The following is a 25,546-nucleotide window of genomic DNA, read 5'->3' on the forward strand; positions in this document are numbered from 1 at the left end:
CCATGACGGCGATCGCCGACATTCCGGAAGCACCGCGCGCCGCCCGCCGCCCGCAGATTGGCAACCCGGTGCTGCGCTGGCTGCGCACCAATCTGTTCTCGTCGATCCCGAACGGCATCCTCTCGGTCGTGTTGCTGGCGGTGCTCGCAAAGGGCCTCTTCGGCTTCGTGCAGTGGGGCATCGCCAATGCGGTCTGGCTCACGCCGGCGAACGATTCCAGCGCCTGCCGCTCGGTACGCGGCGTCGGTGCATGTTGGGCGATCATCCCCGAAAAATACCGTTTCATCCTGTTTGGCACCTATCCGTTCCACGAGCAGTGGCGGCCGGCGCTGGCGGTGCTGCTGTTCATCGGCCTGTTCTATCTCTCCAGCCGCCGCGCCTTATGGCGGCGCGAACTGGCCTATTTCTGGATCGGAGCGCTCGCGCTGATCAGCGTGCTGATGTGGGGTGGCATACTCGGCTTGTCGTTCGTCTCGCAGGACCGCTGGGGCGGCTTGCCGGTGACGCTGATCCTGGCGACCTTTGGTCTGGCCTTCGGCTTCCCGCTCGGCATCCTCGTCGCACTCGGCCGGCGCTCAAAACTGCCGGCGATCCGCTCGCTCAGCGTTCTCTATGTCGAGCTGATCCGCGGCGTGCCGCTGGTCAGTCTGCTGTTCATGGCGAGCGTGATGTTTCCGCTGTTCATGCCGAACGGATTCAACATCGACAAGCTCCTGCGCGCGCAGGTCGCGATCATCCTGTTCGCGGGTGCCTATCTTGCCGAAGTCATTCGCGGCGGCCTGCAGGCCGTGCCCCGCGGGCAATACGAGGCCGCCGAGGCGCTCGGCCTGTCCTACTGGCGCAAGAACAGGCTGATCGTCTTGCCGCAGGCGATCCGCCACGTCATCCCGCCGCTGGTCAACACCTTTATCGCCTTCTTCAAAGACACCAGCCTCGTCCTGATCATCGGTATCTTCGACCTGCTGACGACGGCCAAGACCGCGATCATCGATCCAGCGTGGCAGCAATTCTCCGTCGAAGTCTACATCTTCGTTGCCGCGATCTATTTTGTCTTCTGCTTCGCGATGTCGCGGTATAGCCGGAGCCTGGAGGCGACGAGCGGAAGGTGAAGGCCGCGCGTGTCCCGGACAAGGTGCGGCGCAAAGCGCTGCACCGCAGAGCCGGGACCCAGGGATACACGGCAAGTCCTGGACACTTGGGCCCCGGCTCTGCAGCGCGCCGCCGAAGAGGCGCTGCGCCGCGTTCGGGGCACGAGAGCGGGGACCTAGTTCTTCACCCGCGGGTCAATCGGCGTCGTGCCGCGCACGCCCAGAATATCCTCCAGCGCCTTCGCGCCGGCGATTACCTGCGCATCCGCGCGTGGAGCCCCGACGACCTGCAGGCCCACCGGAAGTCCCGATGCGGTGAAGCCGCACGGCAGCGACAATGCGGGACAGCAGGCGAGCGTGATGGCGTAGACGATGCCCAGCCATTCGACGTAATTGTCGAACCTCTTGCCGGCGCATTCGGCGACATAACGGTGCTCGATCGGAAAGGGCGGCACGATCGTGGTCGGTACCAGCAGCAGATCGTAGCTCTTGAAGAACTCGACCGCACGCGCGGTCATGCCGACGCGCTGCGCCTCGGCGCGTTCGAGCTGCTCGATCGTGAGCTTGAGGCCTTCCTCGATGTTCCAGATTACTTCGGGCTTGAGCAGGTCGCGCTTGGTGCGCAGCAGCTGCGCCTTGCTGATCGCGAAGTCGAACGCGCGCAGCACGTGGAAGCACTCATGCGCCTCGCGCCAGTCCGGATGCGCCTCCTCGACGATGGCGCCGGCTTCGGCAAAGCGTTCCGCCGCCTTTCGCGTGATCGCTTTGACTTCGGGATCGACCGGGGTGATGCCGAGATCCGGCGAGTAGGCGATGCGCTTCGGTTTGCTGCCTGACTGCGCCGCCGAGAGAAACGACGTCAAGGGCGCCGGCAGCGACAGCGGGTCGGCGGCATAGTCGCCGCTCATGGCATCCAGCAGCAGCGCGAGATCCTCGACGTTGCGGGCCATCGGGCCAACGACGCCGAGATTGCGGTCGATGGCCGCTTTCGGCGTGTGCGCGACGCGGCCGATGCTCGGCCGCATGCCGACGACGCCGCAGAACGCCGCGGGACTGCGCAAGGAGCCGCCCATGTCGGAGCCCTGCGCGAGCCAAGCCATGCCGGTCGCGAGGGCCACCGCCGCTCCGCCCGAGGAGCCCGCGGCGGATTTGGATGTATCCCAGGGATTGAGCGTCGCGCCGAACACCTCGTTGAACGTGTTGGCGCCGGCGCCGAACTCCGGCGTATTGGATTTGGCGTAGACGACTGCGCCGTTACCTTCGAGGTTCTCCACCATGAGGTCGGACTGCTTGGGCACATTGTCCTTGAAGATAGGTGAGCCCTGGGTGTTCAGCACACCGGCGACGTCGGTCAGGTCCTTGATCGGCACCGGCAGGCCCGCGAGCAATCCGCGCGCACCGGCCGGCTTCCGCATCAGCGCCTTTGCGCCATCCCGCGCGCGGTCGAAGCACAGCGTCGGCAGCGCGTTGACCTTGCCGTCGACTTCGCCGATGCGCTTCTCCAGCACATCCAACAGCTCCAGCGGTGAGACGTCGCCGGACCGCAGCTTGTCGACGACGGCGCAAGCGGTTTCTCGGATCAACTCTTGAGACAACTATTTTACTCCTGTGCTTGCTCTAGTCTCCGTCATTGCGAGGCCGAAGCGACGAAGCAATCCAGACTTTTTGCCGCAGATACATTCCTGGATTGATTCCGCCTTATAAAGCTTCGGTGGACCGGTCGCTTCGTTCGCAATGATGAGGATAGAGTTAACCCCATCCCGCGCTGATGCCGCCATCCACTGTATAGATGACCCCTGACGTATAGCCCGCGCGATCCGACGCCAGGAACGCCATGAGGTCGCCGATCTCGCGTGCATGCGCAGGTCTGCCGAGCGGCAGGCTCTTCTGGAATTCCTTGTAGCGGCTCTCATCGCCGAACTGGTGCTTTGCTCGCGTCTTCAGCAGGGTGACGTGACGGTCGGTGCCGACAGGGCCGGGATTGATGCCGACGACGCGAATGTTGTCGGCGAGGCTCTTGCCCCCGAGCGCGCGGGTGAAGGCCATCAGCGCGGCATTGCCGGCGCTGCCGCAAATGTAGTTGGCGTCGAATTTCTCGCCGGCGGCGCCGATGTCGTTGACGATCACGCCACCGCCCTTCGCCTTCATCTGCGCATAGATCATCCGCGTGAGATTGATGTAGCCGAACACTTTCAATTCCCAGGCGTGGCGCCAGGTCGCCTCGTCGATCTTGTCGATGGAGCCACCGGGAATGTCGCCGGCATTGTTGACGAGCACGTCGATGTCGGCGGCTTCCTTGGCGAGCCGCGCCAAATCCTCGTTCTTGCGCAGATCCACGATGCTCGTGGCGGCATCGATCTGGTGCGCCGAGCGCAAGCGCTCAGCCAGAGCCTCGAGCTGATCGCCGTTGCGGGCAGCGAGAAGGAGATGGCAGCCTTCCTCGGCAAAGGCCTCGGCGGCGGCTGCGCCGATTCCTTTGGAGGCGCCCGTGATCAGGACGCGCTTGCCACGCAGATGCAGATCCATGGGGAATTACTCGCAGGAGAGGAACAGGAATGAAAGCAGTAGGGGGCTGGCCGCGCCATCGTCAACATTGCAGTGCAGCGTTGCACTGGCGCCGCGTTTGGTCCATTGCAGTGCGGTCAAAAAGGCGGCGGCTGCCGGACCAATCAAGGACGTTCTCGATGAGCAAGAAACAATACCGGATCGCGGTCATTCCCGGCGACGGCATCGGCAAGGAAGTGATGCCCGAGGGTCTGCGCGTTCTGGAGACCGCGGCGAAGAAGCACGGCGTGTCGCTTCATTTCGATCATTTCGACTTCTCGTCCTGGGACTATTACGAGAAGCACGGCCAGATGATGCCGGACGATTGGAAGGATAAGATCGGCAAGCACGATGCCATCTATTTCGGCGCGGTCGGCTGGCCGTCCAAGATTCCGGATCACGTCTCGCTCTGGGGCTCGTTGATCAAGTTCCGCCGCGAGTTCGATCAGTATGTGAATTTGCGCCCGGTGCGGCTGATGCCGGGCGTGCCGTCGCCGCTGGCCAACCGCAAGCCCGGCGACATCGATTTCTGGGTGGTGCGCGAGAACACCGAGGGCGAATATTCCTCCGTCGGCGGCCGCATGTTCCCGGACACCGACCGTGAGTTCGTGACTCAGCAGACGGTGATGACCCGCATCGGCGTCGATCGCATCCTGAAGTTCGCATTCGAGCTCGCGCAGTCGCGGCCGAAGAAGCACCTGACGTCGGCGACCAAGTCGAACGGCATCTCCATCACCATGCCCTATTGGGACGAGCGCGTGGAGGCGATGGCGAAGAAGTATCCAAGCGTGAAGTGGGACAAGTATCACATCGACATCCTGACCGCGAACTTCGTGCTGCATCCGGATTGGTTCGACGTCGTGGTCGGCTCCAATTTGTTCGGTGACATCCTGTCGGATCTCGGCCCGGCCTGCACCGGCACCATCGGCATCGCGCCGTCCGGCAACATCAACCCCGACGGCAATTTCCCGTCGGTGTTCGAGCCGGTGCACGGCTCGGCGCCCGACATCGCGGGGCAGGGCATCGCCAATCCGATCGGCGCAATCTGGTCCGGCGCGATGATGCTCGAGCATCTCGGCGAGAAGAAAGCCGGCAAGTCGATCGTCGATGCGATCGAGCGCACGCTGGCAGAGCGCACGCTCCGCACCAAGGATCTCGGCGGCAATGCCGACACTACGGCTTGCGGCAAGGCGGTCGCGGATATGGTGGATTAGAGCGCTGCTTTCCCTCCCCCCTTGTGGGGGAGGGTGGCTTCGATGCGAAGCATCGAAGACGGGTGAGGGGTTGTCTCCGCGGAGACAGACCTCTCAATTGTGCATTTCCCTTCGCGGACAGAACCCCTCATCCGGCGCTTCGCGCCACCTTCTCCCACAAGGGGAGAAGGGAAGAGCACCGTGCTCCGCCTCACTACCCCGCGATCTTCTCGATCGCCGCCTGATCCAGCCCGAACTTCTTTCCGGCCTCCAGAATCTCCTGCCAGGTGGTCGGATCGACAGGGATGCCTTCTGCGAGCCGCTTCTTCTTCGTCGCGCGCTCGGGCTCACCCGCGATCTTCACCTTGTCGACGCCTGGGGCCGGAGGTGAGCCGGTGTGCCAGGCGACGAAGCTCTCGACTTCGCGCGCGAGATTCTCCGCGGTGCCGAGCTTGCCGGGGTCGATGATGATCGAGAGCATGCCGTTGAGGACGTTGTGCTTGCCATCGGACGGACCCTTGACCACCTGCCCGCCGGAGAGCGCGCCGCCGAGGATTTCGCAAACCAGCGCGAGCCCTGAACCCTTGTGCTCGCCGAACGGCAGGATGGCGCCGTATGGCGGGATCACGGTGTAGCGCGGGTCGGTGGTCGGCTTGCCCTCATTGTCGATGATCGTGCCGGGCTCCAGCTCGACGCCCTTGTTGTGGGCGACGCGGGTCTTGCCCTGCGCGATCCTGCTGGTGGCGAAGTCGAGCACGATGGGGTCCTTGCCCGCGCGCGGGATGCCGACGCAGAACGGGTTGGTGCCGTGGCGCGCATCGCTGCCGCCCCAGGGCGCCACGATCGGGCGCGAGATCACGTTGACGAAGTGGATCGAGACCAGCCCATGGTCAATGCACTGCTCGGCCCAGTGGCCGATGCGGCCGATATGATGCGAGTTGGAGAGGCCGACGAGACACACGCCGTTGCGCTTGGCGCGCTCGGCTGCCAGCTCCATCGCTTCATGGCCGATCACCTGGCCGTAGCCGGTGAGCCCGTCGAGGGTGAGAAGCGGACCAGTGTCGAGCACGATCTTGACGTGCTGGTTCACGGCGAGGCCGCCCGTGGTGACGCTCTGGACATAGCGCGGGATCATGCCGACGCCGTGCGAATCGTGTCCCTTGAGGTTGGCCTCGACCAGGTTGGTGGACACGAGCTCGGCCTCGCGGTCCGTAGACCCGCCGGCCTTGACGATGGCGCTGATAGCTTCGATGAGCGGCTGTGCCTTGATGGTGCGATAGTCGGCCATTGTTGGTGCTCTTATCCCTTCACGATCCGTCGGCAGTGCTCCCACGCCGCGCCAATCAGATTCTCGCTCGCCTCCGGGGTCCGGAACGCCGAATGCGCCGACAACGTCACGTTCGGCAGTTTTGTCAGCGGATGATGGCCGGGCAATGGCTCGATATTGAACACGTCGAGGCCGGCATGGCGGATGTGGCCCGACTTCAGCGCGTCGATCATGGCGGGCTCGTCGACCACGGCGGCGCGGGCGGTGTTGATGAGGATGACGCCCGGCTTCATCTTCGCGATCATCTCGCGGGTGATCATGCCGCGTGTCTCGTCGTTGAGCAGCAGATGCAGCGATACGACGTCTGCTCTCGCCAACACCGTGTCGAGATCGGCGAATTCCACGCCCGGATAGCTCTTCGGCGAGCGGTTCCAGGCGATCACCTTCATGCCGCTGCCCAAGGCAATGCGCGCGACCTCCGCGGCAATACCGCCGAAGCCGATCAGGCCGAGCGTCTTGCCAGTGAGCTGCATGCCGTCTTCGCGGAGCCAGTTTCCGCCGCGCATCTCGCGGTCCATCATCGCGATGACGCGGGCCGAAGCCCACATCAGCGCGATCGCGCATTCCGCGACCGCCGTGTCGCCATAGCCCTTGATCAGGTGCACGGAGATGCCGAGCTCAGCGAGCTCCTCCGGGTTCATGTAGCTGCGCGCGCCGGTGCCGAGGAACACGACATGCTTCAACCCTGTGCACTTCTTTGCGACGTCGGTCGGCAGCGCGGTGTGGTCGACGATCGCGATCTCGGCGCCGTCGAGGATTTCAGGATATTGTTCGGGTTTGATGTCGGGATCCCTGTGGATCCGCACCTTGGGATCGCCGGGCTGCTCCAGCCGCTCCATGATCACGGCGAGAGCTTCATTGGCGTCGACGAAAACTCCGCGCATGGTTCTCTCCGGTCAGGATGCGACGCCGGCGATCGCCAGCACCGTGTGCATGAGGACGTTGGTGCCCGCGGCGCAATCGGGCTGCGTGGCGTCTTCCAGCTCGTTGTGGCTGATGCCGTCCTTGCAGGGCACGAACACCATTGCGGCCGGCATGATTGTGTTGAGATTGCAGGCGTCGTGGCCGGCGCCGGAGGTGATGCGGCGAGAGGAGTAGCCGAGCGTCTTCGCCGCGTTCTCGACTGCGGCAATCAATTTGGGATCGAAATGCGTCGGCGGCTTGCGCCAGACCAGGTCGATCTTCACCTCGACCTTGCGGCGTGCGGCGATCTCGGCAATCGCGCTCCGCAGATCGCGATCGAGCGCATCCATGATCGCGCCATCCGCACTGCGGCAATCCATCGTGAAGGCGATCTCGCCGGGAATGACGTTGCGCGAGGGGTTTGCGATCACGGCCTCGCCGATGGTACCGACGGCCTTCGGCCCGTGCTTCCTCGCAATGGCCTCCATCGCCAGCACGATCTCGGACAGCGTCGCCAACGCGTCGCGCCGCAGCGGCATCGGCGTCGATCCGGCATGGCTCTCGAAGCCGGAAATCTTGCCGTCGTACCAAAGCACGCCCTGGCCGGAATCGACGACGCCGATGGTCTTGCCTTCGGCCTCCAGGATCGGGCCCTGCTCGATGTGCAATTCGACGAAGCAACCGAGCTTCTGGAACCCGACCGGCTTGTCGCCGCGATAACCGATGCCATCGAGCGCCTGGCCGACGGTGGTGCCATCAGCGTCCTTGCGCGACAAGATGTCATCGGTGGTGAAGTCGCCGACATAGGCAGCGGAGGCCATCATCGCGGGAGCGAAGCGCGAACCCTCTTCGTTGGTCCAGTTGACGACGCAGATCGGCGCCTCGGTTTCGATCCCGGCGTCGTTCAGCGTGCGGATCACTTCGAGCGCACCGAGCGTTCCCAGAATGCCGTCATACTTGCCGCCGGTCGGTTGCGTGTCGAGATGCGAGCCGATGCCGACGGGCGGCTTCGACATGTCGCGTCCCTTGCGCAGCCCGAACTGCGAGCCGAGCGCATCGGTGTGCACCTCCAAGCCGGCGTCCTCGCAGGCCTTGCGGAACCAGTCGCGTACCAGCTTGTCCTCCGCGCTCAGCGTCAGCCGCCGCACGCCGCCCTTGGCCGTCGCGCCGAACTGCGCGGTCTCGTGGATGGAGCCCCAGAGGCGGGCGGAATCGATTTGCAAATTGGTGGCGGCTCGGCTCATGCGGTCAGTCTCTCAATTGTCCGGCGCCTGTTTCAATGACGCGCCGGCGCGGGCGCGTCAACTGCGAGGCTGCTCTGCGCAATCTGACATGCAAGCTCTGCGACCCGCTCCACCGCCACGACATCGGGCGAGGCGAGCCAGCTCGCGGTGAATGTCAGCGGCGCGATTTTGAGATCGGTGTCGAGCAGTTGCAACCGCCCGTCTGCGAGCTCGTTCTCGACGATGGCGTCGGGGATCACGGCGATGCCGAGGCCCTCGACCGCCATGTGGATGACGGTCGCAAGCGAGGCGGAGGCGTGCAGCCGGATCGGAGGCAGCTCCGGCCGGTCGAACACTTCGCGCACGACCTCGTAGGGACGCGTCTTCCGCGGGAAGGTAATGATCGGAAACCGCGCGAGCTCAGCCCGCGTCACCGGTCCATCGCCGAGGCCGAGCGAGGGGCTGGCGAGAAAACCGATCGGATAGTCGGCGAGGACGCGATTGTGCACCCCGGAGGCCGAGAGCGGACCGACGACGAAGGCAAGCTCGATCTCCTGCGCAAGCAGGCGCGCGGTCAGGTTCGGCGTGATGTCGACCTCGATCTCCAGCGACAGGTTTGGGTAGACCTCGTTCATGCTCTTCACCAGCCGCGGCAGCCAAGTGTGCACGATGGTTTCGGCGACGCCGAGTCGCATCACGCCGCGCATCGCCGAGCGGTCGCCGATCTCGGCGATCATCGCGGCGCGCAGGCCGATCAGCTTCTCCGCATAGACCATCATCTGTCGGCCGCTCGGTGTCGGCGAGGCCACGCGGTGGTCGCGATTTAGGAGCTTCACCCCCATCTCGCGCTCGAGCTGGGCGATGCGCTGGGAGATCGCCGGCTGAGTCGTGTTGAGGCGTGCTGCGGCGCCGCGAAAGCTGCCGAGCTTCACAACCCAAAGGAACGTCTCGATCGATCTGAAGTCCAGCATTGGAAGGATTCCCGTCCGATAAATGAAATTTATCGATATTGATTAGAAAGGAAGATTAGACTTTATAGCACGCGTGGTGTTGGCTTGTCTTTGTCGAGTTTATAGGCAGGTCGATCCCATGACTGTTTTGGTGGCAGTGCAGCAAACTGAAACGCCCGACACGCTCCCGAGCCGCAAGGCGCGGCTTGCCTACCGCGAGGGGCTGGTCGCCTCCACCGCCGGCGTTGCCCCCGGCTTCGTCCAGGGCAATCTGGCAATCTTGCCGGCGGAATATGCCGGGGCGTTCCATCGCTTCTGCCAGCTCAATCCCAAGCCGTGCCCGATCATCGGCATGTCCGATGTGGGCAGTCCGCACATCCCGGCGCTGGGCGCCGATCTCGACATTCGCACCGACGTGCCGCGCTATCGCGTCTGGCGCGACGGCGAAGTCGTGGACGAGCCGACCGATGTCACCAAATACTGGCGCGACGATCTCGTGACCTTCGTGCTCGGCTGCTCGTTCTCGTTCGAAGAGGCGCTGCTCGACGAGGGCATGCCGATCCGCCACATCGAGCACAATGTGCGCGTGCCGATGTATCGCACCAACATCGCTTGCGGCGAGTCCGGTCCCTTCGCCGGTCCCATGGTGGTGTCGATGCGTCCGTTCAAGCCGGCGGATGCGATCCGTGCGGTGCAGATCACCTCGCGCTATCCGGCCGTGCACGGCGCGCCCGTGCATCTCGGCCATCCGCACCTGATCGGCATCAAGGACATCGCCAAGCCCGATTACGGCGATCCGGTGCCGGTCGCCGACGACGAGATCCCGGTGTTCTGGGCCTGCGGCGTGACACCGCAATCGGTCATCAACGCTGCCAAGCTGCCGTTTGCGATCACGCATTCGCCCGGCCTGATGCTGGTGACGGATCTCAAGAACAGGACCATGGCCGTGATTTAGTGGGCAGCGTTTGCTGCTTCTTCGAGCTTTACCGCATCCATCAATCGCTTCATTCGATCGGCTGAAATTCAGTAACAGGGGACTTTGCCATGACGATCACTCGCCGCGACGTATTGTTGGGAGCCACCGCTACGGCCGCGCTAGTGCCGCTGGCAGCGCGCGCACAGACTTCGGAAGTCGTGATCGGCGTGATCTATCCGTTCTCCGGCGGCAGCGCACAGCAGGGCGTCGACGCGCAGAAGGCCTATGAAACCGCGCTCGAGGTCATCAACAAGGACACCGATTTCGACCTGCCACTGGCGAAGGGCGAGGGCCTGCCGGGTCTCGGCGGCGCAAAGGTCCGCCTCGTTTTCGCCGACCACCAGGCCGATCCGCAGAAGGGCCGCGCCGAGGCCGAGCGCCTGATCACGCAGGAGAAGGTCTCCGCCATCATCGGCACCTATCAGAGCGCGGTCGCCGTCACCGTCAGCCAGATCTGCGAGCGCTACCAGATCCCGTTCGTCTCGGCCGACAACTCCTCGCCCAGCCTGCATCGCCGTGGCCTGAAATATTACTTCCGCGCCGCGCCGCATGACGAGATGTACTCGGCCGCCATGTTCGACTTCTTCGATGCCTTGAAGAAGAAGGGCACCAAGATCGAGACGCTATCGCTGTTCCACGAGGACACCATCTTCGGCACCGATTCCGGCAACGCCCAGGCCAAGATCGCCGGCGAGCGCGGCTACAAGATCGTCTCCGACATCAAGTATCGCGCCAACTCGCCCTCGCTCTCGGCCGAGGTGCAGCAGCTCAAGAGCGCCAACGCCGACGTGCTGATGCCCTCGAGCTACACCACTGATGGCATCTTGCTGGTGAAGACCATGGGCGAGCTTGGTTACAAGCCGAACGCGATCGTGGCGCAGGACGCCGGTTTCTCCGAGAAGGCGCTCTACGACGCTGTCGGCGACAAGCTGGAAGGCGTGATCTCGCGCGGCACCTTCTCGCTCGACCTCGCGCAGAAGCGTCCGATGGTTGGCAAGATCAACGAGATGTTCAAGACGCGGTCGGGCAAGGATTTCAACGACCTCACCTCGCGTCAGTTCATGGGCCTGATCATCCTCGCCGACGCCATCAGCCGCGCCAAGTCGACTGACGGCGAGAAGATCCGCGACGCGCTGGCCGCCACCGACATCCCGGGCGAGCAGACCATCATGCCCTGGAAGCGCGTCAAGTTCGACGAGATGGGCCAGAACAACGACGCCGACCCGGTGCTGCTGCAATATGTCGGCGGCAAGTTCGTCACCATCTTCCCGCCGCAGGCCGCGATTGCCGAGGCGATCTGGCCGATGAAGTGAGCGCTGCGGGAGCACAGATCGTAGCTCCCGCCCTCATCCTGAGGAGCGGGCGCAACCCGCGTCTCGAAGGACGAGGGCTGGGCCATCCTTCGAGACGCGCGCGGTGCGCGCTCCTCAGGATGAGGACGTAGTTCGGGGGACAGACTTTTGACAGCCCAAACCATTATCCAAAGTCTCGCGAGCGGCCTCCTCATGGGCCTGCTCTACGGACTGATCGCCGTCGGCCTCGCGCTGATCTTCGGCCTGATGGACGTCGTGAACTTCGCTCACGGGGAGTTCCTGATGATCGCGATGTATGTGAGCTTCTTCCTGTTCACGTTCTTCGCCATCGACCCCTTGCTGTCGGCGCCGCTCGTGGCCGCCGCGCTGTTCGTATTCGGAGCGGTCGTCTATCTGTTGATCGTGCGCTTCGCCATGCGGGCCAAGGCCAACGCGGGCATGGTGCAGATCTTCTCCACCTTTGGCCTCGCCATCGTGATGCGCGGCCTCGCGCAGTTCTTCTTCACGCCTGACTATCGCAGCGTTCCGCAGTCCTGGCTCGGCGGCAAGACGATCTCGATCGCCGGCGTCTTCCTGCCGGAGCCGCAGCTCATGGGTGCGCTGGTTTCGATCCTGGCCTTTGCTGGCCTCTACTTCTTCATCCATCGCACCGATTTCGGTCGCGCGCTGGAGGCCACCCGTGAAGATCCCGGCGCGGTGGCCCTCGTCGGCATCGACAAGAACCGCGTGTTCGCGCTCGGCTGGGGGCTTGGTGCCGCGCTGGTCGGCCTCGCCGGAGCGATCATGGCAAGCTTTTTCTATATCTATCCCGACGTCGGCGCGTCCTTTGCGCTGATCGCCTACGTCACGGTCGCGCTCGGCGGCTTCGGCAGCGTGTTCGGCGCGTTCGCCGGCGGGATCATCGTGGGCCTCGTCGAGGCCACCACCGCGCTGGTGCTGCCGCCGTCGCTGAAATCGGTCGGCATCTACGCCGTCTACCTGCTGGTCGTCTTCATCCGGCCGCGTGGCCTGTTCGGATCGATGTGATGGACAAGGATTTTGCCGCGCGGCGCCGCCGCGACCTCATCATCGCCGCGGTGCTGACCGCCCTGGCGGCGCTCGCTCCGCTGTTCATCAAGGACGTCTACGTCCAGAACATCCTGATCCTGACCTTGATGTATGCGGCGCTGTCGCAGAGCTGGAACATTCTCTCTGGCTATTGCGGGCAGATCTCGCTGGGACATGCGCTCTATTTCGGCATCGGCGCCTACACCACCGAACTCCTGTTCACCAAGTTCGGCGTGCTGCCATGGTTCGGTATGCTCGCCGGCGGCGCGGTCGCGGCCGCGATTGCGATGGGGCTCGGCTATCCCTTCTTTCGGTTGCGCGGCCATTACTTCGTGATCGCGACCATCGTTATCGCCGAGATCGGGCTGCTGTTGTTCCAGAATTGGGAATGGGCGGGGGCTGCGATGGGAATCACCATTCCGGTGCGCGGCGACAGCTGGCTGAAGTTCCAGTTCATGCGCAGCAAGCTGCCTTACTTTTATTTCGCGCTGGTGCTGTGCAGCCTCGCCTGGTTCGTCACCTGGTGGCTGGAGGACTCCAAATGGGGCTTCTGGTGGCGCGCGGTAAAGGACAATGCGGAAGCGGCCGAGAGCCTCGGTGTCGTCGTGTTCAACTCCAAGATGGGCGCGGCCGCCGTCTCCGCTTTCCTCGTCGCCATCGGCGGCGCCTTCTATGCCCAGTTTCTCGCCTATATCGATCCTGAAAGCGTGATGGGCTTCCAGTTCTCGCTGCTGATGGCGTTGCCCGCCGTGCTTGGCGGCATCGGCACCCTGTGGGGACCCGTGTTAGGGGCGGCCATCCTGATCCCGATGACGGAGCTGACGCGCTCCTATATCGGCGGCTCCGGCCGCGGCGTCGACCTCATTGTCTACGGCACGCTGATCGTGCTGATTTCGCTCGCCCTGCCGCAGGGTCTGGTGAGCCTGTTCTCTCGTGCGAAGCGGAAGGGAGCCACGCGATGACCCCGCTGCTTGAAACCCGCGGCGTCTGGCAGCGTTTCGGCGGCCTCGTCGCCAACAGCGACGTCTCGATCTCTGTGGGTCGCGGCGAGATCGTCGGCCTGATCGGCCCGAATGGTGCCGGCAAGTCGACGCTGTTCAATCTCATCGCCGGCGTGCTGCCGCCGACGCAAGGCTCGATCTGGTTCGACGGCGAGGATGTCACCAGCATGCCGGCCGCCGAGCGCTGCCAGCGCGGCATCGGGCGCACCTTCCAGGTCGTCAAGAGCTTCGAGACCATGACGGTGATCGACAACGTCATCGTCGGTGCGCTGGTGCGCAACACCGTGATGCGCGAGGCACGCCGCAAGGCGCATGAGGTGCTCGAATTCACCGGCCTTGCTGCGCGCGCCAACGTGCTCGCGAGCGACCTCGTGCCGGCCGAAAAGCGCCGCCTCGAAGTCGCGCGCGCGCTTGCGACTGAACCAAAGCTGCTGCTGCTCGACGAAGTCCTCACTGGTCTTACGCCGACCGAGGCGCAGACCGGTGTCGCGCTGGTGCGCAAGGTGCGTGACGCCGGCATCACCGTGCTGATGGTCGAGCACGTCATGGAGATCGTGATGCCGCTGGTCGATCGTGCCATCGTGCTCGACCTCGGCAAGGTGCTGGTCGAGGGCAAGCCCACTGAAATCGTCCGCGATCCCAAGGTGATCAGCGCATATCTGGGAGATCGTCATGCTGTCGGTGCGTGAAGTCACGACCGCCTATCAGGGCCTGGTCGCGATCTTCGCGGTCAGCATCGAAGTCGCCAAGGGCGAGATCGTCTGCGTCGCCGGCGCCAACGGCGCGGGCAAGTCGACGCTGCTGAAATCCATCGCCGGCGCCGAGCGCCCGCGCTCGGGCACGGTGACGTTCGACGGCAAGCGCCTCGACGGCATGGCGCAGCACCACATCACGGCGACCGGCATCGCCTATGTGCCGGAGAACCGACGCTTGTTTCCGCGCCTCTCCGTGCGCGACAATCTGCGCCTCGGCAGCTATCTCTACCGCGGCGAGGCCGACCGCGAGAGCCCGCTCGATCTCGTGTTCCAGCTATTTCCGCGCCTCTCCGAACGCCTCGAGCAGCGCGCCGAGACGCTAAGCGGCGGCGAGCAGCAGATGCTCGCGATCGGCCGTGCGCTGATGACGCGCCCGCGGCTGTTGATGCTGGACGAGCCCTCGCAGGGCATCATGCCGAAGCTGGTCGACGAGATCTTCCAGGCCGTCAAGCGCATCCGCGACGCCGGCATGACCGTGCTGATCGTGGAGCAACGCATGGCGGAGTGCCTGGAGATCGCCGACCGCGCCTACATCCTGCAAACCGGCCGCGTGCTGATGCAGGGCGCCGCAAGCGAGATCAAGGGCAATCCCGACGTGCGCAAGGCGTATCTGGGGCTGTAGCCGCGAAGCGTTGGGCACGTCGCGCAACACACTCGGCGTCATCGCCCGCGAAGGCGGGCGATCCAGTATTCCAGAAGCCGCTGTGATTGAGCCGAGAAGCCGCGGCGTCTGGATTCCCCGCCTTCGCGGGGAATGACAGCGGTGAGTAGGGCGGTGTTAGTTCGCCCACGGCTGCACGAGGCTCAATGCCCATGCTCCGGCAGCGATACCCCAAACACCTTCACCAGATCATTCACCTGCGCCGGCGACAGGTAGCGCGGGTTCATCCCGCGCAGCAGCAGGTACAGCCTCGCCGTCTCCTCCAACTCCTCGGTCGCGAACACCGCTGCTTCCAGCGTGTCGCCAGCGACGACCGGGCCGTGATTGGCGAGCAGCACGGATGAGTATTTTCCCGCCAGCCCTTTGATCGCATCGGCGACCGCGGGATCGCCGGGGCGATAATAGGGGACGAGCGCGGTGGCGCCGCATTTCATCAGATAATAGGCCGTCATCGGCGGCAGCGCGGCGCGCGGGTCGATCTCCGGGAGCATCGACAGCGCGACCGAATGGGTGGAATGCAGGTGCACGATCGCCCTTGCGCTCCCGCGCGTGGCGTAGAGTGCATTGTGCAGCGGAACTTCCTTGGTCGGCGCATCGCCCGAAACCAGTCGGCCCTGATCGTCCAGCCGCGACAGTTTTGCGGGATCGAGGAAGCCGAGCGAGGCATTGGTGGGCGTCACCAGCCAGCCGCCGTCCAGCCTGACGCTGATATTGCCGGAGGAGCCGGGCGTCAGCCCACGCTCGAACAGGGACCGTCCGAAGCGGCAAATGTCTTCGCGCAGCAATGTCTCGTTGCTCATGCCCGTCATGTCCGTTTGTCCCACGCTTTGGCAGCGCGGCCAAGCCGTGTTATTCGGTTGCCAAGCTGCCGCAAAGGGTGGCCCTCCGGGAAACGTCGCAAGGATCAGTTGCATGTCTGCCTCCACGTCACAGAATCAGCGCATCGCCGTCATCGGGCTCGGCTCGATGGGGTTTGGCATGGCGACCTCGCTGAAGCGCGCCGGTCATGTCGTCACCGGCTGCGACGTCTCGGCTGATGCGGTGGCGCGTTTCGTGACGGAGGGCGGCGCGGGCGCCAAGACGCCGGCCGAAGCTGCCAAGGGCGCCGACATCGTCGTCAGCGTCGTCGTCAATGCGGCGCAGACCGAGACCATCCTGTTCGGCAAGGATGGCGTCGCGGAAACCATGGCCAAGGACAGCGTCTTTCTGTCGTCGGCGACCATGGATCCCGACGTGGCGCGGCGTCTCGCCAAGCAGTTGGAGGCGACCGGCCGGCACTATCTGGATGCGCCGATCTCCGGCGGGGCGCAGCGCGCAGCGCAGGGCGAGCTGACGATTCTCGCTTCCGGCAGCCCAGCTGCGTTCGAGAAAGCAAGGCCCGCGCTCGATGCCATGGCCGCAAAGCTCTACGAACTTGGCGATGCCGCAGGCCAGGGCGCCGCCTTCAAGATGATCAACCAGTTGCTCGCCGGCGTGCATATCGCCGCCGCCAGCGAGGCGATCGCATTCGCGGCCAAGCAGGGTCTCGACATCCGCAAGGTTTATGAGGTGATCACGGCGTCCGCCGGAAACTCCTGGATGTTCGAGAACCGCATGCCGCACGTGCTCGACGGCGATTACACCCCGCGCAGCGCGGTCGAGATCTTCGTCAAGGACCTCGGCATCATCCAGGACATGGCACGCAATGCCAGATTTCCGGTTCCGGTCTCCGCCGCAGCACTTCAGATGTTCTTGATGACGGCAGCCTCCGGCATGGGCCGCGACGATGATGCGTCGGTGGCGCGGATGTATGCGCGGGTCACCGGCGTGAAACTGCCCGGCGACAAGTAAAGGATAAGAGGATTCCGATGCCCCGTTTTGCCGCCAATCTCTCGATGATGTTCACCGAGGTGCCGTTCCTCGACCGCTTCGACGCCGCTGCCGCAGCCGGCTTCACCGCAGTCGAGTTTCTCTTTCCCTATGAGCATTCGGCCGAGGCGGTCGGCGAGCGGCTCAAGCGCAACGGCTTGACTCAGGCGCTGTTCAACCTGCCGCCGGGCGACTGGAATGCCGGCGAGAAGGGCTTTGCGGCACTCCCGTCGCGATTCCCCGAGCTCAAGGCGAGCCTGGAGACCGCGCTGCCCTACGCCAAGGCGACCGGCGTCAAGCGGCTGCATTTGATGGCGGGCATCGCCAACCGCGGCGAGCGGGTTGCTATCGAGGCGTTCTACAAATCGGTGGCGTGGGCCGCCGAGTTCTTTGCGCCGCACGGCATCGACATCGTGCTCGAGCCGATCAATGCACGCAACGTGCCCGGCTATTTCCTCAACGATTTCGGCTTCGCGCGCGACCTGATCCAGGAGCTGCGGCTTCCGAACCTGAAACTCCAGTTCGACATCTATCACTGCCAGATCATCCATGGCGACGTTACGATGCGGCTGCGTGAGATGATGCCGGTCATCGGCCACATCCAGATCGCCAGCATCCCCTCGCGCAACGAGCCTGATGGCGAGGAGCTGAACTATCCGTTCCTGTTCGACGAACTCGACCGGCTCGGTTATGCCGGTTTCGTCGGCTGCGAATATAATCCGCGCGGCAAGACCACCGACGGCCTTGCCTGGTTCAAGCCTTATGCGGGAGTGAAGCCGTGACAGTTGCAGCGAAAATATCCCTTGGCTGCATTGCCGACGACTACACCGGCGCCTCCGACCTCGCCAACACGCTGACGCGCGCCGGCCTGCGCACGGTGCAGACTATCGGCGTGCCCGCGGACGATCTCGCGCTGCCCGAGGTCGACGCCGTCGTGGTGTCCTTGAAGAGCCGTTCGATCGAAGCCGGTCTTGCCGTATCGCGCTCGCGCGCGGCGGACAAATGGCTGCGCAGCCGTGGCGCCGGCCACGTGCTGTTCAAGATCTGCTCGACCTTCGATTCCACCGATGCCGGCAATATCGGCCCGGTGATGGACGCGCTGCGCGCCGATTGCGGCGAGACGGCCGTGCTGGTGACGCCGGCCTTTCCGGAGACCGGCCGCACCGTCTACCAGGGCAATCTGTTCGTCGGCGCCGTGCCGCTGAACGAGAGCCCGCTGAAGGACCATCCGCTCAACCCGATGCACGATTCCAACCTGGTCCGCGTGCTGGCGCGCCAGAGCAAGGCGCAAATCGGCCTGGTCGACCTCGCCATCGTCACGCGCGGCGCGGATGCCGTGCGGGCGCGGCTGGCCGAACTCGCGGGCAAGGGCATTGGCGCGGCGATCATCGACGCCGTGTTCGATCGCGACCTCGAGACCATCGGCCTCGTCGCTGCCCAGCATCGGCTGTCGGTTGGCGCGTCCGGCATGGGTCTTGGGCTGGCACGAGCGCTGGTGTCGACAGGGAAGGTCAAATCGACAGCGGCGAGCAGCGAGGCGGGGGCGGCGGTCGGCGGACCGGCGGCGTGCCTGGCCGGAAGCTGCTCGCAGGCGACGCTTCAGCAGATCGCCAATGCCGAGCGCGTCATGCCGGTGCTGCATCTCGATCCGGACCGTATTACTACGGGCGAGGACGAGGCGCAGCGCGCGCTGGCCTGGGCGAAACCGCGACTGGCCGACGGTCCGGTCCTGATCGCATCGAGCTCGACGCCCGATCAGGTCGCCGCGGTCCAGGCGCGCCACGGCCGCGACGCGGCCGGCCACGCCATCGAGCAGGCGATGGCCGACATCGCCGAGGGTCTGGTGCAGGCCGGCGTCAAGCGCCTGGTCGTTGCCGGCGGGGAAACATCCGGTGCCGTGGTCGACCGGCTGAAGATTCCCGGATTTCTCGTGGGAGTAGAGATCGCAGTCGGCGTCCCGGTGCTGCGCGCGGTCGGTGTCGAAAAAGGCGACATGCTGCTCGCCTTGAAGTCCGGAAACTTTGGCGGCCCGGAGTTTTTCTCCGACGCGCTTGGGCTCATGCGCTGAGCGCAGGGCATTTTTAGCGCCCTGTTCATTTGTTTCGGGCTTCGTACTCGTACGGAGTCGTCGTTAACATCTGCTCAGGTGCTCTCGTGTTGGATGTCGGTTCTGCTCCCTTAGGTTGATTCGTAAAAGTTCCGGACGCCGCCGCGCCAACGCAAAGAGACCGATTATGCTCGCCACCATTTCCATTCGTGCCAAGATCATCAGTGTCGTGGCGTTCCTGCTGGTCGCGATGGCCGGCATGGGCCTGCTCGCCGTCATGAAGATGCGGTCGATGAATGCCAACACCGTCGACATCACCACGAGCTGGATGCCCAGCGTGCGCGTGCTCGGCGACCTGCGTGCCGGCGTGATCACTTACCGCAACGTCATTCGAGAGCACATGCTGTCGGAAACGCTGGACGAGAAGCTCGCGATGGAAAAGACGCTCGCGACCGTGATCGAGGCCAATGCCAAATTCCGCAAGGCCTACGAGCCGATGATCACCTCTCCGGAGGAGCGGAAGCTCTACAACGATTGGGCCACGCTCTGGGAGGACTACAAGAAGGGCACCGAAGTTGTCATGGCGCTCTCGCGCAAGGAGGCCGGCAAGGTTCCGCATGAGGCCCAGGAGCTGAACACCAAGACGGTCAACAAGATCGGCCTTGAGGCCGACGCGATCCTGACCAAGGACATCGAGCTCAACACCAAGGGCGGAGACCAGGCCGCGCAGGATGCCGCCGACAGCTACTATTATGCCTTCATGCTGGTCGCGATCATTCTCGGCGCCGCCGTCCTTGTCGGCTCCGGCGTTGGCTTCTACCTGGTCCAGGACGTCTCGAACGGCATCAATTCGATCATCGAGCCGATGCAGGCGCTGGGCAAGGGCGAGCTTTCCGCCGAAGTCCCTCATCGCGGTGAGAAGACGGAGATCGGCGCCATGGCCGACGTGCTCCAGATCTTCAAGGAAGCGCTGATCGCCAAGAAGGCTGCGGACGAGGCTGCCGCTGCCGATGCAGAAGCCAAGATCGAGCGCGGCCGCCGCGTCGACAACATCACTCGCGAATTCGAGACGATGATTGGCGAGATCGTCCAGACCGTGTCGTCGGCCTCGACCCAGTTGGAGGCCTCGGCCTCGACGCTGACCTCGACCGCCGACCGCTCGCAGCGGCTGGCGACCACCGTTGCCGGAGCGTCGGAGGAAGCCTCGACCAACGTGCAGTCGGTGGCCTCGGCGACCGAGGAGATGGCCTCGTCCGTCGGCGAGATCAGCCGTCAGGTGCAGGAATCTGCGCGGATGGCGGGCGATGCCGTCGGCCAGGCCCGCGCCACCACCGAACGCGTCAGCGAACTCTCGAAGGCAGCCTCACGCATCGGCGACGTCGTCGAGCTCATCAACACCATCGCCGGCCAGACCAACCTTCTGGCGCTGAACGCGACCATCGAAGCCGCACGTGCCGGCGAAGCCGGCCGCGGCTTTGCGGTCGTCGCCTCCGAGGTGAAGGCGCTCGCCGAGCAGACCGCGAAGGCGACCGGTGAGATCGGCCAGCAGATCTCCGGCATCCAGGCGGCGACCAACGACTCGGTCGGCGCCATCAAGGAGATCTCGTCGACCATCGAGCGTCTGTCGGAGATCTCGTCGGCCATCGCGGCGGCCGTGGAAGAGCAGGGCGCTGCGACCCAGGAGATCGCCCGCAACGTCCAGCAGGCGGCGCAGGGCACCCAGCAGGTCTCCTCCAACATCACCGACGTGCAGCGCGGCGCAACCGAGACCGGCACGGCCTCCTCGCAGGTGCTGTCGGCGGCACAGATGCTCTCCAACGACTCCGGCCGGCTCAAGACCGAGGTCAGCAAGTTCCTGACCAACGTTCGCGCGGCTTAGGCCGGGCAGGCACGGAGTTGCTGAAAGCGGCGTCCTCGGGCGCCGCTTTTTTTATGGATGGACCGCGGCATCTGTCATCTTTCGGGGCGCGAGGTGCATATCTGGAATGCTATTTCGCAGTGCGATAGCAGGGAATTGACCGCTCGTGACGCAGTGCCGTTGGCCATTTGGGCGGTCTTCAGGTAAATCAACCGAGAAACCCGCGGGGGCGGTGTTTCCTGTCCCTGATCTGGAATTGCCCAACGAATGATTGCTCTGGTCCGTATTGCCCTGAGCCGGCCCTACACATTTGTCGTGCTCGCGCTCCTGCTCCTGATCATCGGACCGCTGGCGGCGCTGCGGACGCCGACCGACATCTTCCCGGACATCCGCATCCCTGTGATCGGCGTGGTCTGGCAATACACCGGCCTGCCGCCCGATCAGATGTCGGGCCGCATCACCACGCCGTTCCAGCGCGCGCTGACGACAACGGTCAACGACATCGAGCACATCACCGCCAATTCCTATAATGGCTTTGGCATCATCAAGATCTTCTTCCAGCCGAACGTCGACATCCGCACCGCCAACGCGCAGGTCACCGCGATCTCGCAGACGCTGATCAAGCAGATGCCGCCGGGCGCGACGCCGCCTCTGATCCTGAACTACTCCGCCTCCACCGTGCCGATCGTCCAGGTGGCGCTGTCGGGTGACGGGCTGACCGAGCAGAACCTCGCCGATATCGGCATCAACCAGCTCCGTACGCCGCTGGTCACCGTGCCTGGCGCCGCGATCCCGTACCCATTCGGCGGCAAGCAGCGCCAGGTCCAGATCGATCTCGACCCGACCGCGCTCCAGGCCCGCGGCCTGTCCGGCCAGGACGTCGCCAACGCGCTCGCGGCCCAGAACCTGATCACGCCGGTCGGCACCCAGAAGATCGGGCAGTTCGAATACATCATCCAGCTCAACAACTCGCCGCTGAAGATCGAGGAGCTCGGCAATCTGCCGATCAAGACCGTCAACGGCGCGATGGTCTATGTGCGCGACGTCGCGACCGTCAGGGACGGCAACCCGCCGCAGACCAACATCGTCCATGTCGACGGCAACCGCTCGGTGCTGATGATGGTGCTGAAGGCGGGCGCGACCTCGACGCTCGACATCATCGCGGGCATCAAGCAGAAGGTGATCGACGTCAAGGACCAGCTGCCGGACGCGCTCAAGATCGGCTTCATCGGCGATCAGTCGGTGTTCGTCCGCGGCGCCATCGAAGGCGTCGCGTTCGAGGGCGTGATCGCGGCGCTGCTCACCAGCGTCATGATCCTGCTGTTCCTCGGCAGCTGGCGCTCGACTGTGATCATTGCGGTCTCGATCCCGCTCTCGGTGCTCGGCGCCATCATTATGCTGTCGGCGATCGGGGAGACGCTGAACATCATGACGCTCGGCGGCCTGGCGCTCGCGGTCGGCATCCTCGTCGACGATGCCACGGTCACGATCGAGAACATCAACTACCATCTGGAGCAGGGCAAGCCGGTCGAGCAGTCGATCCTCGACGGCGCCAACCAGATCGTGACGCCGGCCTTCGTCTCGCTGCTCTGCATCTGCATCGTGTTCGTGCCAATGTTCTTCCTCACCGGCGTGGCGCGCTTCCTGTTCGTGCCGATGGCGGAAGCGGTAATGTTCGCGATGATCTGGTCGTTCCTGCTGTCGCGCACGCTGGTGCCGACCATGGCGAACTATTTATTGCAGGCGCATGTCCATCACGAGAACGGTCCGCCGAAGTCGCGCAATCCACTGGTCTGGTTCCAGCGCGGTTTCGAGGCTCGCTTCGAGCGCATTCGCGGCGGCTACCACAATTTCCTCGGGCTCGCGCTCGCGCACCGTCCGGTGTTCGTGATCGGCTTCCTCTGCGTGGTCGGCGCGTCCTTCGCGCTGGTCCCGTTCCTCGGACGCAACTTCTTCCCCGCGGTCGATGCCGGCAACATCCTGATGCACGTCCGCACCCAGGTCGGCACCCGCGTCGAGGAGACAGCGAACCAGCTCGCCGACGTGCAGAAGGCGATCCGCAAGCTGATCCCGGGTGAGATCGAAACGCTGACCGACAACATCGGCATGCCGATCTCCGGCATCAACATGACCTACAACAACACCGGCGTGATCGGCCCGCAGGATGGCGACATCCAGATCAAGCTGAAGGAAGGCCACAAGCCGACCGAAGAGCATGTGCGCGTGCTGCGTGAGCAATTGCCGCGGCTGTTCCCCGGCGTCAGCTTTGCCTTCCTGCCGGCCGACATCGTCAGCCAGATCCTGAACTTCGGCGCGCCGGCGCCGATCGACCTGCAGATCCGCGGCGCCAATATCAGCGCCAACTTCGTTTATGCCAACAATCTGCTGGCCAAGGTTCGCAGGATTCCCGGCGTCGCCGATGCGCGCATCCAGCAGTCACCGAACAATCCGACCTTCAATATCGATGTCGACCGCACCCGCGCGCAGTATGTCGGGCTGACCGAGCGTGACGTCACCAACAGTCTCGTGGTCAACCTTGCCGGCTCCTCGCAGGTGGCGCCGACCTACTACCTCAATCCGGACAACGGCGTATCCTATTCGATCGTGATGCAGACGCCGCAATACCAGATGGATTCGCTCAGCGCGCTTCAGACGTTGCCGATCACGGCGGCCGGCAATTCGCAGTCGCCGATCCTCGGCGGCATCGCCGATATCAAGCGATCGACTTCGAGCGCGGTGGTCTCGCAATACGACATCCAGTCGATGGTGCAGATCTTCGCCACGACCTCGGGCCGCGATCTCGGTGCGGTCGCGACCGACATCCGCCAGGTGATCGCCGACACCGCCAAGGAGGTGCCGAAAGGCTCTTCCGTGGTGCTGCTCGGCCAGGTGCAGACCATGAACAGCGCCTTCACCGGCTTGTTGTTCGGCCTGCTCGGCGCGGTCGTCCTGATCTATTTCCTGATCGTCGTGAACTTCCAGTCCTGGTCCGATCCCTTCGTGATCATCACGGCGTTGCCCGCAGCACTCGCCGGCATCGTCTGGATGCTGTTCGCCACCGAGACGACGCTGTCGGTGCCGGCGCTGACCGGCGCGATCATGTGCATGGGCGTTGCCACCGCCAACAGCGTGCTCGTGATCTCGTTCGCCCGCGAGCGCTACGAAGAGCTCGGCGATCCCATCGCCGCGGCGCTCGAAGCCGGCTTCGTCCGGTTCCGCCCGGTGCTGATGACCGCGCTCGCCATGATCATCGGCATGGCGCCCATGGCGCTGGGGCTCGGCGAGGGCGGCGAGCAGAATGCGCCGCTCGGCCGTGCCGTGATCGGCGGCCTGATCTTTGCAACCTTCGCCACGCTGATGTTCGTTCCCGTGGTGTTCAGTATGGTACACAAGAAGCAAGGCGCCAAAGGCGCCGCCTCCCTGGAGCCCCCGCATGTCGCCCACTGAACCCCGCTCCCCGGTGTCGCACCGGAAACTGGGCATTTTCGGCGTGGTGGCGCTAATCGCGGCCGGCTTGGTCGTGGGCACCGGCATCCGCGCCCGCGAGGAGCAGGGCTCCAAATTGAAGGCATGGACCGATGACCAGGCTGTTCCCAGCGTCGCGGTGACGCTGCCTAATGCCAAGGCTCTCAATGCGACCATCGACTTGCCGGGCCGTCTCGAAGCCTATTATCGCGCGCCGATCTTTGCCCGTGTTCCCGGCTATCTCAAAAGCTGGAGCGCTGACATCGGTGCGCGGGTGAAGGCCGGTCAGGTGATCGCCGAGATCGAGGCGCCCGACCTCGACCAGCAACTGCTTCAGGCCCGCGCCGACCTCGCCAGCCAGCAGTCCAGCGCCAGGCTGTCGGAAGCCACCCTCAACCGCCGCAAGACGCTGGTCGCCTCCAACTTCGTCTCCGCGCAGGAGATCGACGAGCGTACCGCCGATCTCTCCAACAAGAACGCGGCGGTTCGCTCGGGCCAGGCCAACGTCGAGCGCCTCGAAGCGCTGGCCGGTTACAAGAAGATCACCGCTCCGTTTGACGGTGTGGTCACGGCGCGCGACACCGACGTCGGTGCGCTGATCAATTCAGGCGGCGGCTCGGGCCCGGCAATGTTCGTGGTCTCCGACATCACCAAGCTGCGCGTCTACATCAACGTGCCCCAGAACTACGTGCCCGCGATCAAGATCGGCGCCAAGGCCGCCATCGTGCTGCCGGAGTATCCGAACCGGACCTTCCAGGCGACGGTGGAGGCCTCCTCGCAGGCGGTTGACGTCGCCTCCGGCACGACGCGCATGCAGCTCGGTCTCGACAATTCCTCAGGCGAGCTGATGCCCGGCGGCTATGCTAGCGTGAAGCTCAGCCTGCAGCGCGACGCCGCGCCGCTCAGCATTCCCGCCAGTGCGCTGATCTTCAACGGCAGCGGCCTGCGCGTCGCAACCGTCGGTCCGGACGACAAGGTCCTGTTCAAGCCCGTGACCATCGCCCGCGACCTCGGCAAGGAGATCGAGCTCGCCTCGGGAATTGCAGCGGATGACCGCGTCATCACGGCACCACCGGACGGCCTCTCCGACGGCGACCAGGTCCGCGTGACCGGCGCCGGCGCCAAGGGCAAGCCCGCGACGGCGTCGGAGAAGCAGGCGCCGAAGGGGTAGCCTCGATTTCGTAGGTGGGCAAAGCGAAGCGTGCCCACCATCTCTCTGCGATCCTAAAAAAGATTGGTGGGCACGGCGCAAGAGCGCCTTTGCCCACCCTTGTAATAGCGCGATCAGTTATTCTCGACCTGTTCCGTGAGGAATGGCCTGCCGCGGTTTGCACCCCGCGACAGGCC

Annotated in this window: 21 protein-coding genes; 14 read left to right on the plus strand and 7 right to left on the minus strand. The window is 64.5% G+C overall.

Features of this window, described 5'->3' with window-relative positions; all coding sequences use genetic code 11:
* The first annotated feature begins 2 nt into the window (after positions 1–2).
* Complete coding sequence (locus ACFQX9_RS01200) at positions 3–1,109, plus strand: amino acid ABC transporter permease (protein ID WP_377786128.1); 1,107 nt, start codon at positions 3–5, stop codon at positions 1,107–1,109.
* Between the two features lie 155 nt (positions 1,110–1,264).
* Here the strand turns inward: ACFQX9_RS01200 and ACFQX9_RS01205 are convergent, their stop codons facing one another.
* Together ACFQX9_RS01205 and ACFQX9_RS01210 are read right to left on the minus strand one after the other, a co-directional pair.
* On the minus strand, positions 1,265–2,683 hold the full coding sequence (locus tag ACFQX9_RS01205; RefSeq protein WP_377786130.1) for an amidase: 1,419 nt from the start codon (positions 2,681–2,683) through the stop codon (positions 1,265–1,267).
* Positions 2,684–2,837: 154 nt separating this feature from the next.
* On the minus strand, positions 2,838–3,614 hold the full coding sequence (locus ACFQX9_RS01210) for an SDR family oxidoreductase (RefSeq protein WP_377786132.1): 777 nt from the start codon (positions 3,612–3,614) through the stop codon (positions 2,838–2,840).
* Between the two features lie 158 nt (positions 3,615–3,772).
* Here ACFQX9_RS01210 and ACFQX9_RS01215 point away from each other — a divergent pair, with 158 nt between their 5' ends.
* Complete coding sequence (locus ACFQX9_RS01215) at positions 3,773–4,846, plus strand: tartrate dehydrogenase (protein WP_377786134.1); 1,074 nt, start codon at positions 3,773–3,775, stop codon at positions 4,844–4,846.
* 193 nt (positions 4,847–5,039) lie between these two features.
* Here the strand turns inward: ACFQX9_RS01215 and ACFQX9_RS01220 are convergent, their stop codons facing one another.
* The 4 genes from ACFQX9_RS01220 to ACFQX9_RS01235 are packed head-to-tail and all read right to left on the minus strand — an operon-like array spanning position 5,040 to position 9,249.
* Positions 5,040–6,113, minus strand: coding sequence for a malate/lactate/ureidoglycolate dehydrogenase (locus tag ACFQX9_RS01220; RefSeq protein WP_377786136.1), 1,074 nt, complete (start codon positions 6,111–6,113; stop codon positions 5,040–5,042).
* Positions 6,114–6,124: 11 nt separating this feature from the next.
* Positions 6,125–7,036: an NAD(P)-dependent oxidoreductase gene (locus ACFQX9_RS01225; RefSeq protein ID WP_377786138.1), complete on the minus strand. Its 912-nt coding sequence runs from the start codon at positions 7,034–7,036 to the stop codon at positions 6,125–6,127.
* Positions 7,037–7,048: 12 nt separating this feature from the next.
* The gene (locus tag ACFQX9_RS01230) at positions 7,049–8,299 is read right to left on the minus strand and encodes a Zn-dependent hydrolase (protein ID WP_247821416.1); all 1,251 of its coding nucleotides are present in this window, start codon (positions 8,297–8,299) and stop codon (positions 7,049–7,051) included.
* Between the two features lie 32 nt (positions 8,300–8,331).
* Entirely contained in the window at positions 8,332–9,249 is a 918-nt protein-coding gene (locus ACFQX9_RS01235; RefSeq protein ID WP_018456993.1) for a LysR family transcriptional regulator, read from the minus strand.
* Between the two features lie 118 nt (positions 9,250–9,367).
* On the opposite strand from ACFQX9_RS01235, the gene ACFQX9_RS01240 reads away from it, so the two are divergent.
* The 6 genes from ACFQX9_RS01240 (at position 9,368) to ACFQX9_RS01265 (ending at position 14,942) form a co-directional block, all read left to right on the plus strand.
* Positions 9,368–10,183: a putative hydro-lyase gene (locus ACFQX9_RS01240; RefSeq protein ID WP_085352173.1), complete on the plus strand. Its 816-nt coding sequence runs from the start codon at positions 9,368–9,370 to the stop codon at positions 10,181–10,183.
* 89 nt (positions 10,184–10,272) lie between these two features.
* A complete protein-coding gene (locus ACFQX9_RS01245; protein WP_018456991.1) occupies positions 10,273–11,517 on the plus strand; it encodes an ABC transporter substrate-binding protein in 1,245 nt (414 codons plus the stop codon).
* 147 nt (positions 11,518–11,664) lie between these two features.
* Positions 11,665–12,543, plus strand: coding sequence for a branched-chain amino acid ABC transporter permease (locus ACFQX9_RS01250; RefSeq protein WP_026233279.1), 879 nt, complete (start codon positions 11,665–11,667; stop codon positions 12,541–12,543).
* On the plus strand, positions 12,543–13,526 hold the full coding sequence (locus tag ACFQX9_RS01255; protein WP_018456989.1) for a branched-chain amino acid ABC transporter permease: 984 nt from the start codon (positions 12,543–12,545) through the stop codon (positions 13,524–13,526). Before ACFQX9_RS01250 ends, ACFQX9_RS01255 begins: the two co-directional genes overlap by 1 nt.
* Positions 13,523–14,254, plus strand: coding sequence for an ABC transporter ATP-binding protein (locus ACFQX9_RS01260; RefSeq protein ID WP_018456988.1), 732 nt, complete (start codon positions 13,523–13,525; stop codon positions 14,252–14,254). The genes ACFQX9_RS01255 and ACFQX9_RS01260 overlap by 4 nt, the downstream gene beginning before the upstream one ends.
* Entirely contained in the window at positions 14,238–14,942 is a 705-nt protein-coding gene (locus tag ACFQX9_RS01265) for an ABC transporter ATP-binding protein (RefSeq protein ID WP_018456987.1), read from the plus strand. The genes ACFQX9_RS01260 and ACFQX9_RS01265 overlap by 17 nt, the downstream gene beginning before the upstream one ends.
* A gap of 182 nt (positions 14,943–15,124) precedes the next feature.
* Here the strand turns inward: ACFQX9_RS01265 and ACFQX9_RS01270 are convergent, their stop codons facing one another.
* Positions 15,125–15,790 carry an aldolase gene (locus tag ACFQX9_RS01270; RefSeq protein ID WP_204510630.1) on the minus strand — a complete coding sequence of 222 codons (666 nt, stop codon included), beginning with the start codon at positions 15,788–15,790 and terminating at the stop codon, positions 15,125–15,127.
* A 103-nt stretch (positions 15,791–15,893) separates the two neighbouring features.
* Here ACFQX9_RS01270 and ltnD point away from each other — a divergent pair, with 103 nt between their 5' ends.
* The 6 genes from ltnD to ACFQX9_RS01300 all read left to right on the plus strand — a co-directional run bounded on the left by ltnD (position 15,894) and on the right by ACFQX9_RS01300 (position 25,370).
* Complete coding sequence (gene ltnD, locus ACFQX9_RS01275; protein WP_085362313.1) at positions 15,894–16,811, plus strand: L-threonate dehydrogenase; 918 nt, start codon at positions 15,894–15,896, stop codon at positions 16,809–16,811.
* Positions 16,812–16,828: 17 nt separating this feature from the next.
* The gene (gene otnI / locus ACFQX9_RS01280; protein WP_018456984.1) at positions 16,829–17,611 is read left to right on the plus strand and encodes a 2-oxo-tetronate isomerase; all 783 of its coding nucleotides are present in this window, start codon (positions 16,829–16,831) and stop codon (positions 17,609–17,611) included.
* Positions 17,608–18,897, plus strand: coding sequence for a 3-oxo-tetronate kinase (gene otnK, locus ACFQX9_RS01285; protein WP_368508376.1), 1,290 nt, complete (start codon positions 17,608–17,610; stop codon positions 18,895–18,897). Before otnI ends, otnK begins: the two co-directional genes overlap by 4 nt.
* A gap of 166 nt (positions 18,898–19,063) precedes the next feature.
* A complete protein-coding gene (locus ACFQX9_RS01290) occupies positions 19,064–20,755 on the plus strand; it encodes a methyl-accepting chemotaxis protein (protein ID WP_377786144.1) in 1,692 nt (563 codons plus the stop codon).
* A gap of 246 nt (positions 20,756–21,001) precedes the next feature.
* Complete coding sequence (locus ACFQX9_RS01295) at positions 21,002–24,181, plus strand: efflux RND transporter permease subunit (protein ID WP_204510633.1); 3,180 nt, start codon at positions 21,002–21,004, stop codon at positions 24,179–24,181.
* On the plus strand, positions 24,168–25,370 hold the full coding sequence (locus tag ACFQX9_RS01300) for an efflux RND transporter periplasmic adaptor subunit (RefSeq protein WP_247363463.1): 1,203 nt from the start codon (positions 24,168–24,170) through the stop codon (positions 25,368–25,370). Before ACFQX9_RS01295 ends, ACFQX9_RS01300 begins: the two co-directional genes overlap by 14 nt.
* Positions 25,371–25,546 lie beyond the last annotated feature (176 nt).

Source organism: Bradyrhizobium sp. GCM10028915 (assembly GCF_042666195.1).
GTDB classification, from domain to species: Bacteria; Pseudomonadota; Alphaproteobacteria; order Rhizobiales; family Xanthobacteraceae; genus Bradyrhizobium; species Bradyrhizobium canariense_D.

Excerpts from the sequence above, each read along its gene's own strand:
- ACFQX9_RS01220 (WP_377786136.1), bottom strand. The coding sequence starts at position 6,113 with ATGGCCGACTATCGCACCATCAAGGCACAGCCGCTCATCGAAGCTATC.
- ACFQX9_RS01260 (WP_018456988.1), top strand. The coding sequence starts at position 13,523 with ATGACCCCGCTGCTTGAAACCCGCGGCGTCTGGCAGCGTTTCGGCGGC.
- ACFQX9_RS01200 (WP_377786128.1), top strand. The coding sequence starts at position 3 with ATGACGGCGATCGCCGACATTCCGGAAGCACCGCGCGCCGCCCGCCGC.
- ACFQX9_RS01230 (WP_247821416.1), bottom strand. The coding sequence starts at position 8,299 with ATGAGCCGAGCCGCCACCAATTTGCAAATCGATTCCGCCCGCCTCTGG.
- ACFQX9_RS01300 (WP_247363463.1), top strand. The coding sequence starts at position 24,168 with ATGTCGCCCACTGAACCCCGCTCCCCGGTGTCGCACCGGAAACTGGGC.
- ACFQX9_RS01295 (WP_204510633.1), top strand. The coding sequence starts at position 21,002 with ATGATTGCTCTGGTCCGTATTGCCCTGAGCCGGCCCTACACATTTGTC.
- otnI (WP_018456984.1), top strand. The coding sequence starts at position 16,829 with ATGCCCCGTTTTGCCGCCAATCTCTCGATGATGTTCACCGAGGTGCCG.
- ACFQX9_RS01255 (WP_018456989.1), top strand. The coding sequence starts at position 12,543 with ATGGACAAGGATTTTGCCGCGCGGCGCCGCCGCGACCTCATCATCGCC.
- ACFQX9_RS01245 (WP_018456991.1), top strand. The coding sequence starts at position 10,273 with ATGACGATCACTCGCCGCGACGTATTGTTGGGAGCCACCGCTACGGCC.
- ACFQX9_RS01240 (WP_085352173.1), top strand. The coding sequence starts at position 9,368 with ATGACTGTTTTGGTGGCAGTGCAGCAAACTGAAACGCCCGACACGCTC.
- ACFQX9_RS01210 (WP_377786132.1), bottom strand. The coding sequence starts at position 3,614 with ATGGATCTGCATCTGCGTGGCAAGCGCGTCCTGATCACGGGCGCCTCC.
- ACFQX9_RS01265 (WP_018456987.1), top strand. The coding sequence starts at position 14,238 with ATGCTGTCGGTGCGTGAAGTCACGACCGCCTATCAGGGCCTGGTCGCG.
- ACFQX9_RS01215 (WP_377786134.1), top strand. The coding sequence starts at position 3,773 with ATGAGCAAGAAACAATACCGGATCGCGGTCATTCCCGGCGACGGCATC.
- ACFQX9_RS01270 (WP_204510630.1), bottom strand. The coding sequence starts at position 15,790 with ATGACGGGCATGAGCAACGAGACATTGCTGCGCGAAGACATTTGCCGC.
- ACFQX9_RS01235 (WP_018456993.1), bottom strand. The coding sequence starts at position 9,249 with ATGCTGGACTTCAGATCGATCGAGACGTTCCTTTGGGTTGTGAAGCTC.
- ACFQX9_RS01225 (WP_377786138.1), bottom strand. The coding sequence starts at position 7,036 with ATGCGCGGAGTTTTCGTCGACGCCAATGAAGCTCTCGCCGTGATCATG.
- ACFQX9_RS01290 (WP_377786144.1), top strand. The coding sequence starts at position 19,064 with ATGCTCGCCACCATTTCCATTCGTGCCAAGATCATCAGTGTCGTGGCG.
- ltnD (WP_085362313.1), top strand. The coding sequence starts at position 15,894 with ATGTCTGCCTCCACGTCACAGAATCAGCGCATCGCCGTCATCGGGCTC.